Annotated in this window: 16 protein-coding genes; 9 read left to right on the top strand and 7 right to left on the bottom strand. The window is 65.9% G+C overall.

The window, feature by feature from the left end; all coding sequences use genetic code 11:
• Positions 1-135 precede the first annotated feature (135 nt).
• The 7 genes from OG406_RS24680 (at position 136) to OG406_RS24655 (ending at position 4,529) form a co-directional block, all read left to right on the top strand.
• Positions 136-318: a hypothetical protein gene (locus tag OG406_RS24680; RefSeq protein WP_329187815.1), complete on the top strand. Its 183-nt coding sequence runs from the start codon at positions 136-138 to the stop codon at positions 316-318.
• Positions 319-366: 48 nt separating this feature from the next.
• Complete coding sequence (locus OG406_RS24675) at positions 367-1,059, top strand: hypothetical protein (protein WP_329187814.1); 693 nt, start codon at positions 367-369, stop codon at positions 1,057-1,059.
• Positions 1,060-1,062: 3 nt separating this feature from the next.
• Entirely contained in the window at positions 1,063-1,224 is a 162-nt protein-coding gene (locus tag OG406_RS39445) for a type II toxin-antitoxin system Phd/YefM family antitoxin (protein ID WP_443067103.1), read from the top strand.
• Between the two features lie 77 nt (positions 1,225-1,301).
• A complete protein-coding gene (locus tag OG406_RS24670) occupies positions 1,302-1,607 on the top strand; it encodes a hypothetical protein (protein ID WP_329187813.1) in 306 nt (101 codons plus the stop codon).
• A 70-nt stretch (positions 1,608-1,677) separates the two neighbouring features.
• The gene (locus OG406_RS24665) at positions 1,678-1,956 is read left to right on the top strand and encodes a hypothetical protein (RefSeq protein ID WP_329187812.1); all 279 of its coding nucleotides are present in this window, start codon (positions 1,678-1,680) and stop codon (positions 1,954-1,956) included.
• A gap of 115 nt (positions 1,957-2,071) precedes the next feature.
• Positions 2,072-2,665: a hypothetical protein gene (locus OG406_RS24660; RefSeq protein ID WP_329187810.1), complete on the top strand. Its 594-nt coding sequence runs from the start codon at positions 2,072-2,074 to the stop codon at positions 2,663-2,665.
• A gap of 1,165 nt (positions 2,666-3,830) precedes the next feature.
• Entirely contained in the window at positions 3,831-4,529 is a 699-nt protein-coding gene (locus OG406_RS24655; RefSeq protein WP_329187808.1) for a hypothetical protein, read from the top strand.
• Positions 4,530-4,575: 46 nt separating this feature from the next.
• Here the strand turns inward: OG406_RS24655 and OG406_RS24650 are convergent, their stop codons facing one another.
• Complete coding sequence (locus OG406_RS24650) at positions 4,576-4,908, bottom strand: hypothetical protein (RefSeq protein ID WP_329187805.1); 333 nt, start codon at positions 4,906-4,908, stop codon at positions 4,576-4,578.
• A 598-nt stretch (positions 4,909-5,506) separates the two neighbouring features.
• Here OG406_RS24650 and OG406_RS24645 point away from each other — a divergent pair.
• Positions 5,507-6,085 carry an XRE family transcriptional regulator gene (locus OG406_RS24645; RefSeq protein ID WP_329190958.1) on the top strand — a complete coding sequence of 193 codons (579 nt, stop codon included), beginning with the start codon at positions 5,507-5,509 and terminating at the stop codon, positions 6,083-6,085.
• A gap of 971 nt (positions 6,086-7,056) precedes the next feature.
• Here the strand turns inward: OG406_RS24645 and OG406_RS24640 are convergent.
• Positions 7,057-7,695 carry an SMI1/KNR4 family protein gene (locus OG406_RS24640; RefSeq protein WP_329187804.1) on the bottom strand — a complete coding sequence of 213 codons (639 nt, stop codon included), beginning with the start codon at positions 7,693-7,695 and terminating at the stop codon, positions 7,057-7,059.
• A gap of 143 nt (positions 7,696-7,838) precedes the next feature.
• On the opposite strand from OG406_RS24640, the gene OG406_RS24635 reads away from it, so the two are divergent.
• The gene (locus OG406_RS24635) at positions 7,839-8,540 is read left to right on the top strand and encodes a hypothetical protein (protein WP_329187802.1); all 702 of its coding nucleotides are present in this window, start codon (positions 7,839-7,841) and stop codon (positions 8,538-8,540) included.
• 49 nt (positions 8,541-8,589) lie between these two features.
• Here the strand turns inward: OG406_RS24635 and OG406_RS24630 are convergent, their stop codons facing one another.
• From OG406_RS24630 to OG406_RS24610, 5 genes are all read right to left on the bottom strand, one after another.
• Positions 8,590-9,756 carry an SUKH-4 family immunity protein gene (locus OG406_RS24630; protein WP_266614116.1) on the bottom strand — a complete coding sequence of 389 codons (1,167 nt, stop codon included), beginning with the start codon at positions 9,754-9,756 and terminating at the stop codon, positions 8,590-8,592.
• A gap of 422 nt (positions 9,757-10,178) precedes the next feature.
• Positions 10,179-10,385 carry a hypothetical protein gene (locus tag OG406_RS24625; protein ID WP_329187800.1) on the bottom strand — a complete coding sequence of 69 codons (207 nt, stop codon included), beginning with the start codon at positions 10,383-10,385 and terminating at the stop codon, positions 10,179-10,181.
• The gene (locus OG406_RS24620) at positions 10,382-12,691 is read right to left on the bottom strand and encodes a xanthine dehydrogenase family protein molybdopterin-binding subunit (protein ID WP_081217537.1); all 2,310 of its coding nucleotides are present in this window, start codon (positions 12,689-12,691) and stop codon (positions 10,382-10,384) included. The genes OG406_RS24625 and OG406_RS24620 overlap by 4 nt, the downstream gene beginning before the upstream one ends.
• A complete protein-coding gene (locus OG406_RS24615) occupies positions 12,688-14,286 on the bottom strand; it encodes a (2Fe-2S)-binding protein (protein ID WP_329187799.1) in 1,599 nt (532 codons plus the stop codon). Before OG406_RS24615 ends, OG406_RS24620 begins: the two co-directional genes overlap by 4 nt.
• On the bottom strand, positions 14,283-15,176 hold the full coding sequence (locus OG406_RS24610; protein WP_081217539.1) for an FAD binding domain-containing protein: 894 nt from the start codon (positions 15,174-15,176) through the stop codon (positions 14,283-14,285). The genes OG406_RS24615 and OG406_RS24610 overlap by 4 nt, the downstream gene beginning before the upstream one ends.
• Positions 15,177-15,386: the final 210 nt, after the last annotated feature.

The raw sequence follows: 15,386 nt of genomic DNA, 5'->3' as shown, positions 1-15,386 counted from the left end.
GCGTGGCCGTCCCCTTTTTTCATCCGAGGTACCCCATACCTGTATCCCGAGGTACCACAACATTCCCGCACTCAGGCTTACGCCTCGTGCGTCCACTAGCTGACTCTCGTCGGCAAACCGTAAAGGAGATCCACCATGAAGCGTCACTACACCCGCACCCTCACCGGCTTTCAGTGCTGCGCCTGCCGAGAGGAGTTCTCTACTAAGCAGGAGTTCGCCAAGCACTGTGGGCGAGGTGGAAGGTGCAAGCACCCGATTGCCCTGGGATTCACCATCGATCTGAACGTGAGTCCGCACCACTGGATGAAGGCGGCCTGACAAACGCAGAGTCGCCATACGGCCCTCTGGGGACTTACCAGGGAAGCCGTGAAGGAAGAGTCCCAGCACATCACGAACGGCCCGGAGAAAGACTCTCAGGGCCTATACAAGGGAGATCAGCCCATGAACGCGAACACCATTACTTGCTCAGACGCAGACTGCACCAACCTGGGAGCCATGAAGGAGCTTGGCCTGGTGACCATTCCACTGTGCCAGGAGCACGTTTGGGATCTGGCTGCTTACAACCGGACCAGAGCCAGAAAGATGGCAAGAGATATCTACGCAGTGAATCCCACAGCCAAGCATGTGGATGGCTGGACCTACATCATCAGGTTGGTTAACGGCAACGTGAAGATAGGGACTACCGCGAACCCTTCGCTTAAGAGGCTGAAGGACATAACCAGTCGAGACAACCAGGGAGTACCGGTTCAGGTGATTGCCGTCATGAAGGGTGGTGCCAGCCTTGAGGCAATCGCTCAGGAGGAATGGATTCACCTCAGAGTCCCAGGGCACATGGAGGAGTTCTACGCCGACCCCACTCTCCTCCGCTGGGCTGAGAAGCTAGGCATTCATCCTGACGTCGCCAGTCTTGACGACTGGCTACTGAACAAGCACAACCGGAGAGACATGCATGAAGTCTCCCGAGCAATGAAGGATCACATTGGAATCGACCCCATGCCGTTCCGAGAGTGGACGGCACGAGAGGCGGAGTTCCTTACAAACAAGATGGAGGATAGGTAAGAGATGAAGGTAAGCACGACTGAAGCCCGAGACAGACTCCCTGATTTGGTTAGCAGGGCTGAGGCTGGAGAGACAATCGAGTTCACCAAGTACGGATCAGTTAAGGCAGTGCTCATCAGCAAGGAGAGATACGAGCGACTGAGTCGAGAACTGTTCTCCCGTTGAGCTAAGCAGAAGCAACCCGAACCGGGCCCCCGGCATTGCGCCGGTGGGCCCTTCTTTATGAACAGAAGGAGAAGACCATGGGAAAGAGGAAGTACACGCTGGCTCAGAGCACAGCAGACCTTTTCACCGCAATGGGGGTTAAGGCATGGGTGCACGAAGGAGGAGTTAAACACCAGGCATCCCCGGAGATTCGAGTGGAGATCAAAGAGAACCTGGAGAAGGTTAGGGAGAAGGCTGGGGTTCGAGGGTCTGCCCTGTACTTCGGGGCAGTGCTCCTTACCGCTATGGACAGAGGCTGCTTCTCTGAGGCAGACATACGTTACCTAGACAAGCTGGGATCAGGGAACGCCAATTACATCCTGGAGAAGCTGAGAAGTCAGTGAGCACAACCGAGACCAACAGAGGCACTGGCTTTAGGGCCAGCACCATAACCATGAGCGGAAGGAAGAGGACATGAGTAGAGGACAGTGCGGATTCACCGAGTGCGAGAAGCCGAGGAACTCTTACGGCCTTTGCGATGGGCATTACCAGCAGAAGTACAGGCGGAGAGAAGAGCTTAGGCCGCTGAAGAAGAAGAGTAGACAGCACTACTGGGAGAACGGCCGGAAGGTCTGCCCGGGGTGTGGTAAAAGCAAGGACGCTATCGAGTACTCGGGAGATAAGTACCAACCCTCAGGGAAGAAGCAATACTGCAAAGACTGTCAGCGCCTCAGCAAGGCGAAGAAGAATTGAAATGCCAGGGTGCAGCCGGCCCGGCCATTCCATATTTACGCAACATGTCAGCACAGGGGCCTACGCCGATAACGGCTAGGGCCCCTTTCTGGTGCATCAACGAAGGAGACTAATCATGAACTACCCCAACGTGACTACGGAATTCGACTGGGAAACTGTCGGAGGAAAGAACTTCCTGACTACACATCTCATGACCCAAGCCTTCCTGAAGGTGAAAGCAGAGCAGGAAAAGCCGAGGAGCAGGACACGCCCCGGCCAAAGCGGAGACAACAGAACAGAGTTCCTCTCCATCTATGCAGATGAGATCAGGGAGCATCGACGCAAACTGAGGAAGAGAGGCTTCGCTCTTGCTGTTGAGCATTGCCCGCCTACCGATCAGGCAGCCCTTTGGTACGGAGACGTCATTCACTTCGTGCCCCGCTCCGGAAGGGATGTAGCCAGGCAGATAGCCAGGCTGGCAGGGGACGACTCCCAGGTGACTATCCCCTGGCGTTCCCTGGCTGATGCTGTAGGGATTCGGAACCGGGCAGGGAATCTCGTCTCGTACACCGAGCGAGGAGTTCAGGCTCTTGTTGAAGCAGGCTGGCTGACTGTCGAGACCGTTGGAGAGAAGCGAGGAGCTAAGACCACGTTCACTCTGCAAGTCGGGGAGTTCAGCGACAGGGCTTGGCTTGAGGGTGAGGGCGAGTACTGCGAGGAGTGGGGCTGACTTATGTCCCTAGCAGGGGGAACCCCTGCTCTGACTTATGTCCCTAGTAGGGGATGCTCCACACCGAAGCAACAATGCCCCTAGCAGGAACCACCCTCCAGCCGTTACGACTTATGTCCCTAGTAGAGGAATCCTAGCTCTCTGACTTATGTCCCTAGTAGGAGTGCATCTCCCGCAACCTGACTTATGTCCCTAGTAGGGAGTCGGGTACAGCAGGGGTTCAGGGCTCTGCCTGACTTATGTCCCTAGTAGGGCAGGCCCAGCCTTCTGACTTATGTCCCTAGTAGTAGGCAAGCACTCCCTCGCTCGCAGCTTATGAGCAGAGGGTCCAGAGCTAGCCCCTGACTTATGTCCCTAGTGGGGAGCACCTTTGAGCCCCTCGCTACTTATGGCCAGAAGAGTAGGAACCTAATATCACCCGGCGTAGGGGCAGAGGCGACCGCAAGGAAGCCTCTCGCATGTCCTACGTGGCGTGATGTTGTGTCTAGGCAGGAGTCACCTAGTACGCCTGGTGCTCCGCTAGGGCTACGCACCATTCGGATAGCGGGGAGAAGAGACGTAGGGAACCCTCACCCGCTCCAAGGAAGGGAACCGAACCATCTACCGGCTGGCCAGCTAAACGGTTCTGGTTCTCGGTTCCCCCCATACGTATATGTAGAACTGTAAGAACCGTTCAGTTCTCCAATACTCCCCCCGCTTGATAGCTGTACCTAGATGCTCCGCTTGCCCTCCCTAGGGGTCGGGACAGCGCTGCGCTGGTTGGCGGGGAGAAAAGGCTAGCGGGGAGAAGAGACGTAGGGCCTTAGCCCGGAGTCTCGTTCTGACTGAACCTGGACCAGGGGCGAAGGGCCTTAGCCCGACAGCCCCGTTTTGATTAAGAGGACTGAACGGCAGCCTTAAGGGCTGCCGACCTCTTTGACTGACTGAAGCGGTAGCCCTTCTCTTCCCCGCCACATTCGAGGGAACCGAGACTGTTACCTCTCCCCCGCCGAGTGAACCACGGCCATTAAGGCCGTGGAGTTGTGAACTGAACCAGTAGTGCACCAACAGCGGAACCCGTAAAGGGTTCCCCGCTGAACCATGAACCTGAACCAAGTGAACTGAACCGGGACCCTTAACGGGTCCCGTGAACTGAACCTGAATCTGAACCTAGGAGATCTGAACCATGATGAACATTGCGAATGAACTCAAGAGCATCATCCGAACCCGGAAGGTTGTGGACGGGATGATGTGGGTGATTGCAGCAGGAGCGATCCTGTTCTCTCTTATGACAGGAGGGCCCCTCGTTGCCCTGCATTCCCAGTGGGTATGGACGGGGTGGGTTCTTCCATCCGTTGTGGATGCCGCCCTAGTCCTATCCTTGTCGGCTGACTCGGTCCTATCCAGACACGGGAAGAAGTCAGGGAAGTGGGCTACCGCCTTTAGGTGGGTCACAGGAACGGCCTCCCTCTTCCTCAACACCTGGACCTCAACAGCTCTGGGTGACTGGGTAGGTGTAGGTATTCACTCCATTGCCCCGCTGATCCTTGTGTTCGCTGCCGAGGTTGCCCCTGTCTACCGACGGAAGTTCAGGGAGGTTGAACTAGAGCTGAGTGAACAGATGAAGGAGTTCACTGTGACCAAGACTGTCTCGAAGAAGAGTTCACTTCAGAGTTCAGTTCAGGTTCAGAATTCAGGGGTTCAGCCGGCTCGGGGTTCACATATCACTGAAGAGGTTCACCTCACCGACAACCAGAAGGCAATCAGGGATGGGTTCCTGAACAACAGGAAGGCATCAGAGGTGGCCAAGGAGATTGGAGTCAGCAACTCTTACGTATCTGGCCAGTACCGGAAGATCAGGGATGAACTAGAGCTGACTGCATAGAAAGGGCGAGGCATTAAGCCTCGCCCCCCTTTGGTTCTCCAACTTCTCAGCCTCGCTTTTGGGATGCCCCGAACACTCCGAACATAACAAGACAGCAGATGCTCGTGCCGAAGCTGGAACCCGCCAACCTATCAGGCAAGGGATCGTCCGCCAGGGTCACGAGGAAGAGGAGTGCGAAGAGAATGAAGGAGACATTACTCAGTCCCCTAATGACGCCGTGGTCGACCTCACCACGAGATGAAATGGCCAGACCGACAACACCAACCCCGATGACGGTCAACAGTCCCACTAGCGGAGATAGAAAGAAGGCACTCGATATCCATAGGACGATACCGAGCAGTGCACCAAAGCAGCCATGACCCTCACCCTGATTCTGCATACGCCCACTCCTGTGAGTCATCTATGTCGGACGGAGTATGGCAGGAAGCCTTCCCACTACATGGCTGAGGGCCGGACATTACTCCGGCCCCCTCTTGTCGCATCACGCCGCTCTCGCTACGAACCCTCGGCGTCTCTCTGCGCAGCCTTGTACTCCTGCCACAGCCCCTCGGCCACCTCGCACCGCCACCCCGCCTCCTTGCAGTGCTCACACTTGACCGAGTGGCCAACGAACGCCCCATAGGTGTTCTGGATCTCGTCAGTGATCCGAGCCACCCGAGCCGGAACCCTGGCTCGCACTCTCGCTTCATCTGTCATGCCTAGATGGTCGGCATCCCGTAGGGGCGTACTGGGCCATAGCTAGGGACAGTTGGGCAGTTTCGGCGGTAGCTTGGAAGAACGCCCAGACGTCCCTAGGGGGAGCCTTGAACACTGCCCTACGATCAGCTATGGAGTCCGCTGGTCTGTCACCCCGGCAACTGGCTCTGAGGGTAGGTGTCTCAGGGAAGACGGTGGAGCGATGGGTCAGTGACTCTGAACTGATCCCTCACGCCAGGAACCGTGAAGACGCCAGCAAGGCACTGGGAGTTGACGAAGAGATGATCTGGCCCAAAGCAGTCAGGGAGCGAATCAAGACGGGCGGGGATAGGGAAATCATTCACAGCTATCCCTATCGGTCCGCCTGCCCCTCTACTGTTTGGGCGGAACTCACAGAGAAAGCCAAAGAGGATCTGTTCTTCGCTGGCTATACGAACTACTTCCTGTGGACTCAGATGCCAGACTTCCTCGGTACTATCCGGAAGAAGGCTGGAGAGGGGTGCCGAGTAAGGTTCCTTGTCGGCGATCCCAACGGAGACGTGACAAGACAGAGGGAAGTTATCGAAGATGTGGCCCTCACCGTCTCCACTCGAATCAGGATCACCCTGGAGAACCTTGCCAAGCTGACAGAGGTGGATGGGGTAGAGGCTCGTTTCTCCTCCGCTGATGATGCTGTGAACCATGTATCCCTGTCGGTATTCAGATTCGACAATGAGGCACTGGTTACCCCGCACCTTGCAAGGTTGGTCGGACACGACTCCCCCCTACTTCACCTGCGACGTATCGGGGAGTCAGGGATGTACTCCCGGTTCTCTGAGCATGCAGAGGAGCTATGGGGTAGAGGTGTTCCCATTAGCTGAACGTGTAGTTCAGGCCCGGGGGCTTAAGGCCCCCGTACTGGCTCATTAGTGAAGCCAAGGGGACTCCAGGGCTTAACGCCCTGGGTCCCTTCTTTGCTGTAGCGGGGGAAAGAGGGGTTAGAGCAGAGATATGCAGGCTTTAAGCAAAGAAGAGTGGCTCTATCTTTGTTTATTTGCATGTTAATGCCTGTTCTGGACAGTCCCCCTACACCCCTTCCCTCCCCGCTCCGTACAGCTAGCCACCCCTGTACGTCGGTAATGTATGACGAATTTCTGTGGGGTCTCACTGTCACAGTGTCGACGCAGTTTAATAACCCCCGGGTAGGTATATACCGATTCACCCGCCTGTCCCGGAAGCCTGCCCTTTCTGGGATCTCGCCACCCCTGCATATCGGATTGAGTGAGAGCGGGAAGGAATTGGCTGGGGTGACTGCCTCTCCTTCTCTCTTGAATAGGGGGGCGGTGAATACGCCACAGGTAATGGCAATGGATATAGGCACGTCGACCTACCCTCACCCTTCCCCGCCTGTAGTCCCCTGTACGCCCTGTACGGCTCTCTACGGGCTTGACCCCCCACCCCTAGGCAGTCAGTCCAGGGCCTCTCTGAACGTGGCTCACAGGGCCGCACAGAGCCTCGCTCTCTTGGCCGGGGGCTACGGGGACGGCAGCCTCAAGGGCTGCCGACACCAGGCAGGAGAGGTCAGACCGAGCTAGGCAAGTCGCCTCAACCCTGCCGACTCGGTTGACCTGGGGTGTCTTGGCTGGTCATGCTGATCTGAGTACCACCGCTGAGTGAGCTACCTGCAAAGCGAGTTACGCGGGTTCGATTCCCGCCACGGCCTCTGCCTGCCTGACCAGGCATAGAAAAGGGCGGCACCCCTTCGGGAGTGCCGCCCTTTTAGTCGTCCGTCTCAGTTTCCGTCTCAGTTGACCGGTCGGGCGCACTCGCGGTCTGCGACAACCGCTCCGTCCTACCCCCACCTCACAAAGGCACCGTCGTCGGTGCCGGAGAGGCGCGGTGTCATCGGATCGGCATGACCGGGCAGGCGGATCTCCGTCCCCTCAGTCAGGGCGGCGAGCAGGTCTCGGAACATGTGAGAAAGGCTGTCCCACACCTTCACCGGGCCGTCCGTGTCCCCGGCCTGCAGACCGTAGAGCACGTTCCCGAACCGGTCTCCACCACGGTGGTCGACAATGAGCTTGCCTCCGGTGATATCCGTGGCGATCGGAACCCACCGGACGTGGAACAAGTACCCGTACACGCCGTCATAGATGTCCCGCAGGCCGGGGTCTTCCGACTCGTTCTCGTCGATCCATTCAGCGATCGCTTCCTCCAGCGATCGTTGACCGGCACTCATTCCCTCGGCACCGTGCAGGAGGAACCCGCCGGGGATGATGACGCCGGGACCGTCATGGCCCTTCGTAGCGGTGACCCCGTCGTGACGACCCAACCACACCACCAGATCCGGGTGCAGAGGGAACCGACGGTCAGAGACCGCGTCGATGCCGTCCTGCGCAGCGGGTGGGTTGAGGGCGGCAAAGTCCGCGGGCGCGTTGGCCTCCAGCCACGCATCGAGACTGGCGAGGACAGCGTGGAAGTCGTCGGTCATATGACGACTTTACGAATCACACCGGTAACAGCATCACGCACTCCGCGGCCGGGCCGCACCGGGACGGAACCGCGAGCCTCCCCCGGCTCGTGTCCTCGTACGGATGAGCGATCGGCCGGGCGGGCTTCGCGGGGGGGGGGATCATGCAGATCATCGAGGTGACCGGATATGCCGTCCGATCTGCTGTGATCACCATGCGGCGGACAGGGACCCCGCTCGAGTTCGTGATCTTCCCGATGCTGCACGTGGCGTCGCCGACCTTCTATTCCCAGATCCGCGTCAGGCTCAAGGAGTGCGACCTCGTCGTCGTCGAGGGGATCCGGGGCCGGTCGGTGGGAGTGAGTGCCCTCACGCTCGCCTACCGGTTCGCCCCCCGCCGGCGGCGCAACGGTCTGCAGGAGCAGCGGGACGCACGGCTCCTGCCCGAAGGCGTCCCGGTCATCAATCCGGATGTGACCGCGGCGGAGGCGATCGCGGACCTGAAGGAGCTGTCGCGGTGGACGTACGCGCTGCTCATGGTGGCGGCTCCGGTGATGGGCCTGGTGTTCGCGCTGCGGGGGCCGCGCGCCTTCCTGGACGAGGATCTGGCGGTCGAGGATCTGCCGCCGACCCTGCGGGCCGAGTTGATGGCCGACGATCCTCTGGAGCACGCGCTCACCGATCGGCGTGACCGGCGGGTGCTCGACGCTCTCGGCGAGATCCACGCGGAGCACGGCGACGAGCCGCTCCGGGTGGCCGTCGTCTACGGCGCCGGCCACGTGCCCGCGATCGTCCACGGGCTGCGCAACCGGCACGGTTACCGGCCACGCGAAGCGGACTGGCTCACCGTCCTCGTCCCGGCGTAGGCCGTCGGGTGGACCGGCCCGCCCCGCGGGTACCGCTCGCGCCGGGGCGCTACGCGTACAGCGAGCCGCTCGCCCGGTCCTCGAATATCTCGGGCCAGTGGCGCAGGCCGTCGTCGCCCGGGAGGGTCGGGGTCCGGTCGCAGGCGACGGGGTCCACCGTGGCGAGGGTTTCCGTCAGGGTCGCCGCTAGGTGTTCGTAGGAGTCGCTCAGGCCGTGGACCGCGTCCAGGGTTCGCTCGCGGTGCAGGAGCCAGAGGGTGAAGGCGAGCGTGGAGATGTCCGCGTTGAGCGGGCGCAGGGTCAGGTCCGGTTCGCTCCAGGCGAGCACCGCGCCCGTGGCGCCGTCGACGACCAGGCTCGTGTCCTCCACGAGGCCGCCGAGGCGGATCAGGCGGCAGGCGGTCACCGGGAGGTGACCGGCGGCGAACGCGTCGGGGCGCTCGTCCGCGTAGTACTCGGTGAGGGCCGGCAGCGGCACCTCCGTGTCCAGCTGGAAGAGGAGCCCGTCCTCGGGCAGGCCCGTCTCGCGCAGGAAGCGGCGGGTCGGCTCGTGCGTCAGGGCGCGCGGGAAGTCGACGTCCTCGAAGCGCATGATCCCGCCCGCCCCGAACTCCTCGTCGAGCAGCCGCTTCGGCAGACCGAGGACGAGTCCCTCGCCGGGCCCGGCGATGCGGGCCAGCGGGCGGATCAGCGCGGCCATCCGCCAGTACGGCGGCACGTCCGGGCCCGCGGTGTCCTCGAAGACCGCGCCCAGCCGGTCCGCCGTCTCCGCGACGGCCTTCGGGCCGAACGGGCCCGGACGGTCGGCGGGCGCCGTCAGTTCCTCGGTGGCCGCCGCGAAGCGCAGCAGGGCCTCCAGGGAGGGGGCCAGCGGTGACAGGTCCAGGTGCGCGGGATCCCGCGGGACGTGCGCCGAGGAGACCTCACCCGTCGTCCCGTCGAGGACGAGCGACTCCAGGTCCCGGTCCAGGTTCCGCAGGGCCCCGATGACGAGCCGGTCGCGCAGCTCCTCGGCGAGCCTGTCGGCGCCGCCGGTCAGATCGGCCAGGGTGCGCAGGCCGTGCTCCCGCAGCGCGTCGAACCCCAGCAGCGCGCTCGCGGCAGGCAGGCCGGCGCCCGTGAGGAGGTGCCGGGTGGACGCGTGCGTGACGTACGGATCCAGCTCGTGGTCGGTCAGTGTGATCGCGCCGCCGACATCGGTGTCAGTCGTGCTCATGGCTCCCCCGCGCATGTGAACGCTTGTGCTTCCCCCGGTGAGAACGGCCGGTCGTACCACGGCAGTTCCCCATTGAGCGAGAACCATACGCCGCCCCACTGACAACGCAGGGGGGCCTTGGGAACGGGTCCCCCGGCGACCGGGGACGGGCAGGTCACGCCCATGATCCGCACCACGGGAGGAGGCCGGCTGGAGCGTTCCTCGAGTGATGCCGGGGCGGCTCGCGAGCAAGGTCCGAGGGGCGAGCGGGGTCCGAGGGGCGAGCGGGACTCCCAGCGAGACTCTCTTGCCTGCTGCCGGTGTCCTGTCGGCGAGCGCCGGGAGGCCCTCGGCTCACCCGGGATCCTCGGGCTCGGGCTCGGGCTCCGCGGCCGCAGGGACCGACGCCCCGGGCTCCGAGCCTCAGGTGAAGTATCCGAGCCTCAGGTGAAGTAGACGCCGCCCGCGACGACGACCACCGCGGCCAGGACGAAGAGCAGCACCCAGAAGAACAGCTTTCCGACACTGGGCGGGGGTTCGTAACGCGGCTGGTCGTCGGCGGTGGCCCGGGTGACCGGGACTCCGGTGTCCGGTGCGGCGGGGCCGGTGTCGGGTGCCGTGCCGTCGTGAGCGGGCTCGTGCGCGGTCACGACGCCGTCACCACCGCTGCCTGCGGGCGGATCGGGAGGCGGTTGACGGGGCGGCCGGTGGCGGCCCGGACGGCGGACGCGACGGCCGCGGGGGACGTCACGACCGGCACCGCGCTGGCCGCCTTGGCCCCGAAGGGGGCGACGACGTCACGCTCCTCGACCAGCTTGACGATGCGGATGTCGGGGGTGTCCAGGGCCGTCGGGAGGGCGTAGCCGGTGAGGTCGGGGTGGCGGACCAGGCCGCGGGCGGTGCGGAGGTTCTCGGTCAGCGCGGCGCCGACGCCCTGGGTGACGCCCGCCTCGATACGGGCCGTCAGCTGGGCCGGGTTGAGGATCCGGCCGACGTCCTGGGCGAGCGCCAGCTCCACGACCCGGACGGAGCCGAGTTCGATGTCGACGTCCACCACCGCGCGGATGGCGCAGAAGGCGAGGCCCACGAAGGCGTCGCCCTGGCCGGCCTCGTCGAGCGGTTCGGTCGGGTGCGGGCGGCACTGCGCGGTCGCCCACAGCTCCTTGCCGTCCATCGCCTCGGTGACGGTGGTCGACAGGACCCCGTCGTACGAGGTGATCTTGCCGTCGGTGATCTGGAGGAGCTCGGTGGACATGCCGAACTTGTGCGCGAGCGGCTGGAGCAGCTGCGTACGGACCATCTTGGCGGCGCGTTCGACGGCTCCCCCGGAGACCCAGGTGTGCCGGCCGCGGCAGCTGGGGCCCGCCGGGGGCTGGTCGGTGTCGACGGGCGCCACGTGCACCTCGTCGATGCCGAGGGTCTCCTGGACGATCTGCCGGGCCAGCGTGGTGAAGCCCTGTCCGGTCTCCACGGCCGCGCAGAGCACGGTGGCGACGCCGTCGTGGACCTTCACGGTGGCGGTCGAGACCTCGTCGGCGCCCTCGGCTCCGAGCATGTGGACCATGCCGAGCGCGTAGCCGACCCCGCGGCGCACGGCGCCGGGTTCGCCGGCGCCCTCGGGGCCGCCGGGCAGCAGCCACTCGTCCTCGGGGGTGTCCTTGGGGAGGGCGGGCAGCGGGAAGTCGCGTACGGCCTGGAGCAGTTCGGCGACGGGCGCCGGGCAGGTCACCGTCTGGCCGGTGGGCAGGACGTCCCCGGTGGCCATGACATTACGCAGCCGCAGTTCCGCGGGGTCGACGCCGAGCTTCTTGGCCAGTTTGTCCATCTGGGCCTCGTAGGCGGCGCAGACCTGGAGGGCGCCCTCGCCGCGCACGTGCCCGGAGGGCGGGTTGTTGGTGCGGACGGCCCAGCCCTCGATGAAGGCGTTCGGGACGACGTACGGGCCGCAGGCGAAGGAGACCGCGGCGGCCAGCGACTCGCCCGAGGTGTCGGCGTAGGCGCCCGCGTCGAGCAGGATCTGCGCCTCGACCTTGACCAGCTTGCCCTCGGCGTCGGCGTGGTGCCGGTAACGCAGCAGGGTCGGGTGCCGGTGGGCGTGGCCGAGGAAGGACTCCTCGCGCGTAGCGGTGAGTTTCACCGGGCAGCCGGTGGTCAGGGCGAGCAGGCCGAGCGGCAGCTGGAAGCCCTGGTCCTCGCGGTCGGCGGTGGCTCCGGGGACGCCGGTGACGACGACCTTCACGCGCGCGGGGTCGAGGCCGTAGCAGGCGGCGGCGGTGTCGCGGTCGGTGTGCGGGTCGGTGGAGGCGACGTAGAGCTCGACGCCGCCGTCGGGGCGGGGCACGGCGAGTCCGGCCTCGGCGCCGACGGGCGCGGGGTCCTGGCGGCCGATGCGGTACAGGCCCTCGACGACGATGTCGCCGACGGCGTCCGGGTCGCCGTGGCGCAGCGGGATGTGCCGGATCAGGTTGCCGTCGGGGTGCAGGGGTTCGGCCTCGAAGGCCTGCTCCGGGTCGGTGACCGGTTCGAGCACCTCGTACTCGACGATGACGGCGGCGGCGGCCATCCGGGCGGTGTCGGGGTGGTCGGCGGCGACGGCGGCGATGGGCTCGCCGTGGTGGCGTACGACCTCGGAGGCGAACACCGGCCGGTCGGCTCTTCCTCGGCCGTGCAGGGCGCTGCCGGGGACGTCCTCGTGGGTGATGACGGCGCGCACGCCGGGCATCTCGCGCGCGTGCCGGGTGTCGATGGAGACGATGCGCGCGTGCGGGTGGGGCGAGCGGAGCACGGCGGCCCACAGCAGTCCCTCGGCCCACAGGTCGGCCGCGTACGGGAAGGTGCCCTCGGTCTTGGCGCGGGCCTCCGCGGTCGGCAGGGAGACGCCCAGTCCGTGCGGCAGGGGCTCGGGGCCCGTCTCCGGCGACGCCGGTGTCGTCGCGGTCGCGGCTTGGTTGGTCACGCCTGGCCTCCGTCCTGGCCGTACGGCTGTTCGTGCGAGGCCTGGGAGCCGTAGGCGTCGTCGTCCTCGTAGGCGGACGGATGGACGCCGCCGGCGCCGGGGCCCGCCTGGTGCGGGATGCGGGCCTCGTCCGTGTCCGGGCCGTCGTCGGGTGCGGACGACGCGTGCTCGCGTTCGGCGACGACCTCGCGCACGGCGTCCAGGACACCGCGGTAGCCGGAGCAGCGACACAGGTTGCCGCACAGCGCCTGGCGGGTCTCCAGTTCGGTGGGGGCGGGGTTGCCCTCCAGGAGGTCGTGGAGGGTCATCGCCATGCCGGGGATGCAGAAACCGCACTGCACGGCGCCGCACTTGGCCAGGGCGCGCTGGACGTCGGAGGGCTGTCCCTCGGTGGCCAGGCCCTCGACGGTGCGCACCTCGCTGCCGGCGGCGGTGACGCCGGGCACCAGGCAGGAGGCGACGAGCCGGCCGTCGACCTGGACGTTGCAGGCGCCGCACTCGCCCTGTGAGCAGCCGTCCTTGGCGCCGGCGAGACCGAGCCGCTCGCGCAGGACGTAGAGCAGTGACTCGCCGATCCAGGCGTCGGTGACGGGCCGGTCGGCGCCGTTGACGCGCAGGACGTAGGAGGCGAGGGGGTGTTCGTCGTGCGGGGCGGTGGCCGGGTGGTCCGCGTCGGGGGTCGCGTCGTCGGCGTCCGCCACGAGGTCGTCGCCGTGCGTCTGCGGGCCGCCGGGGGCGTGCGTCCCGGTGTCGTCGGACGTGTCGTCCCCGGCACCGTCGGACGTCTCGTGCGCCGGGTCCCGCTCCGGCGCCTCGGGCGCGTGGTCGGCGCCGGGTTCGGGGGTGGCGAACCCGGCTGCCTCGTGGGCGGGCTCGGCGGGCTGCTGGGGGGCCTGGGAGTGCGGGGGCGGAGGTGACTGCGGTTCGGAGTCCGCGAGGCCCTCAGAGGGCGCCTCGTGGGGTTCGGCGCTCCAGGCCTGCCCGATCTCGGCCTGTCCGATCTCGCTCGCCCAGGGCGCCGACGCGCCGCCGGGCAGCGTGGCGGGCGGTGTGCCGCCCCACTGCTCGACGAGTGCCGATGTGGTGAACTCGCCCGATTCGTCCGGAAGATCACCTACGGCGACGGGGATCGACCACTGCCCGGTCACGTCGTGCCCGGCGCCGTGTCCGCCCTCGTGGGCCGCGCCGCGTCCGTCGTCGTAGCCGTGGCCGGTGCCCTCGGGAGGGGTCTCGGCGTATTCGGCGTACTCCCACTGCCCGGTGGCACCCGGCTGGTAGGCGAACCGGTCGTCGCGCGCGCCGGCCCCCTGCTGCGCGGCGTTCGGGTCGGGCCAGGAGCCGCCGCCCTGCGCGCCCCACGTCCCGCCGGCCGCCGGGTCACCGGCGTCGGGCGGGGCGGGCGTCACGTCGATCTGCGGGGGGACGTATCCGTGTCCGGGCGCCGCGAGCGGCTCCCGGGAGGCGAGGAGGGCCTCGATGCCGCCCTCGGGGAGCTTGACGAAGGCGGTCGCGCCGTCGTCGTAGTCGCCCTGGGGCAGCGGGTCCCAGCGGCCGCCGCTCCGGCGGGCGCCTTCCTCGTGCTGGTCGTCGGTCACGACAGCGCCCTCCCGAGTGCTCGTCGGGCCAGCGCGGCGACGGTGCGCCGCAGGTGCAGTACTGCGGGCGGAAGCGGTTGCACGGAGCCGTCCTCGGCGGGGACGGGGTCGGGGATGCAGGCCGCCGCGACGTACTCCCCGAACGCGGTCAGCGCCTCGGGGACGATCGTGCGGCTGTTGTCCCAGTCGATGAGCTGGGCCACCCACGCCTCGGCGTCCAGGGGCCGCAGCGGCATCGGCGCTATGGCGCCGACGGCACACCGCACCCCGCGCCGGGCCGGGTCGAGGACGAGCGCCACGGAGGCGATCGCCCGCCCGGGTCCGGTGCGTCCGGTGGCCTTCAGGAAGACCTGCGGAGCGTGCAGCAGCGGCACGCGCACGTAGCCGATGAGTTCGCCGCCGCGGAGCATGTCCACGCCCGCGAGCAGGTGCGACACCGGGATCTCGCGGCGGGCTCCGCCGGGCCCGGCGATGATCAACGTGGCTTCCAGGGCGGCCAGTACGGGCAGCGCGTCGCCGGTGGGCGCGGCCGAGGCGATGTTGCCGCCCAGGGTGCCCGCGTTGCGGATCTGCGGCGGTCCGGCCGCCCGCGCGGCGGCGGCGAGCGCCGGGATCAGGGCGGCGAAGTCGGGGCGGCCCATCCGGGCGTGGGTGAGTCCGGCGCCGAGCAGCGCGTGTCCGTCCTGGTACTGCCAGCCGCGGATCTCGCTGATCCGGCCGAGGCCGACCAGCGCGGCCGGCCTGAGCTGCCCGGAGTTGACCGCGGTCATCAGATCGGTGCCGCCGGCGACGGGAACGGCGGCGGGCATGGCGGACAGTGCCGCGACCGCCTCGTCCAGCGAGACGGGCAGCGTCACGGCCTGCGCCGCCTGCGGTGCGTGCGTGGTCAAACCGGCTGCCCCTTCCCGCTGCCCCACCTGGTCCCACCTGTGCTGCCGTACGGTACGTGCTGACAGGGCGGACGTGGCAACTCTGGCACATCTTCCCCGGCACTCGGCGCGGGGGTCCGCTAGGAGGCATTCGCCCCTGTCGTCAGGGAGATGGTCCGTTTTCGCACGGCATCACCGGTGAGCGCGCATTGCCACTCTTCGGTGACCCCT

Origin of the sequence: Streptomyces sp. NBC_01428, from assembly GCF_036231965.1 — a bacterium.
Classification (GTDB): Bacteria; Actinomycetota; Actinomycetes; order Streptomycetales; family Streptomycetaceae; genus Streptomyces.
The sequence above is the reverse complement of the archived record's forward strand: the minus strand, read 5'-3'. Positions and strand labels throughout refer to the sequence as shown.

Coding starts and splice junctions, on each gene's coding strand:
- OG406_RS24680 (WP_329187815.1), top strand. CDS start 136: ATGAAGCGTCACTACACCCGCACCCTCACCGGCTTTCAGTGCTGCGCC.
- OG406_RS39445 (WP_443067103.1), top strand. CDS start 1,063: ATGAAGGTAAGCACGACTGAAGCCCGAGACAGACTCCCTGATTTGGTT.
- OG406_RS24670 (WP_329187813.1), top strand. CDS start 1,302: ATGGGAAAGAGGAAGTACACGCTGGCTCAGAGCACAGCAGACCTTTTC.
- OG406_RS24665 (WP_329187812.1), top strand. CDS start 1,678: ATGAGTAGAGGACAGTGCGGATTCACCGAGTGCGAGAAGCCGAGGAAC.
- OG406_RS24660 (WP_329187810.1), top strand. CDS start 2,072: ATGAACTACCCCAACGTGACTACGGAATTCGACTGGGAAACTGTCGGA.
- OG406_RS24655 (WP_329187808.1), top strand. CDS start 3,831: ATGATGAACATTGCGAATGAACTCAAGAGCATCATCCGAACCCGGAAG.
- OG406_RS24650 (WP_329187805.1), bottom strand. CDS start 4,908: ATGCAGAATCAGGGTGAGGGTCATGGCTGCTTTGGTGCACTGCTCGGT.
- OG406_RS24645 (WP_329190958.1), top strand. CDS start 5,507: ATGATCTGGCCCAAAGCAGTCAGGGAGCGAATCAAGACGGGCGGGGAT.
- OG406_RS24640 (WP_329187804.1), bottom strand. CDS start 7,695: ATGACCGACGACTTCCACGCTGTCCTCGCCAGTCTCGATGCGTGGCTG.
- OG406_RS24635 (WP_329187802.1), top strand. CDS start 7,839: ATGCAGATCATCGAGGTGACCGGATATGCCGTCCGATCTGCTGTGATC.
- OG406_RS24630 (WP_266614116.1), bottom strand. CDS start 9,756: ATGAGCACGACTGACACCGATGTCGGCGGCGCGATCACACTGACCGAC.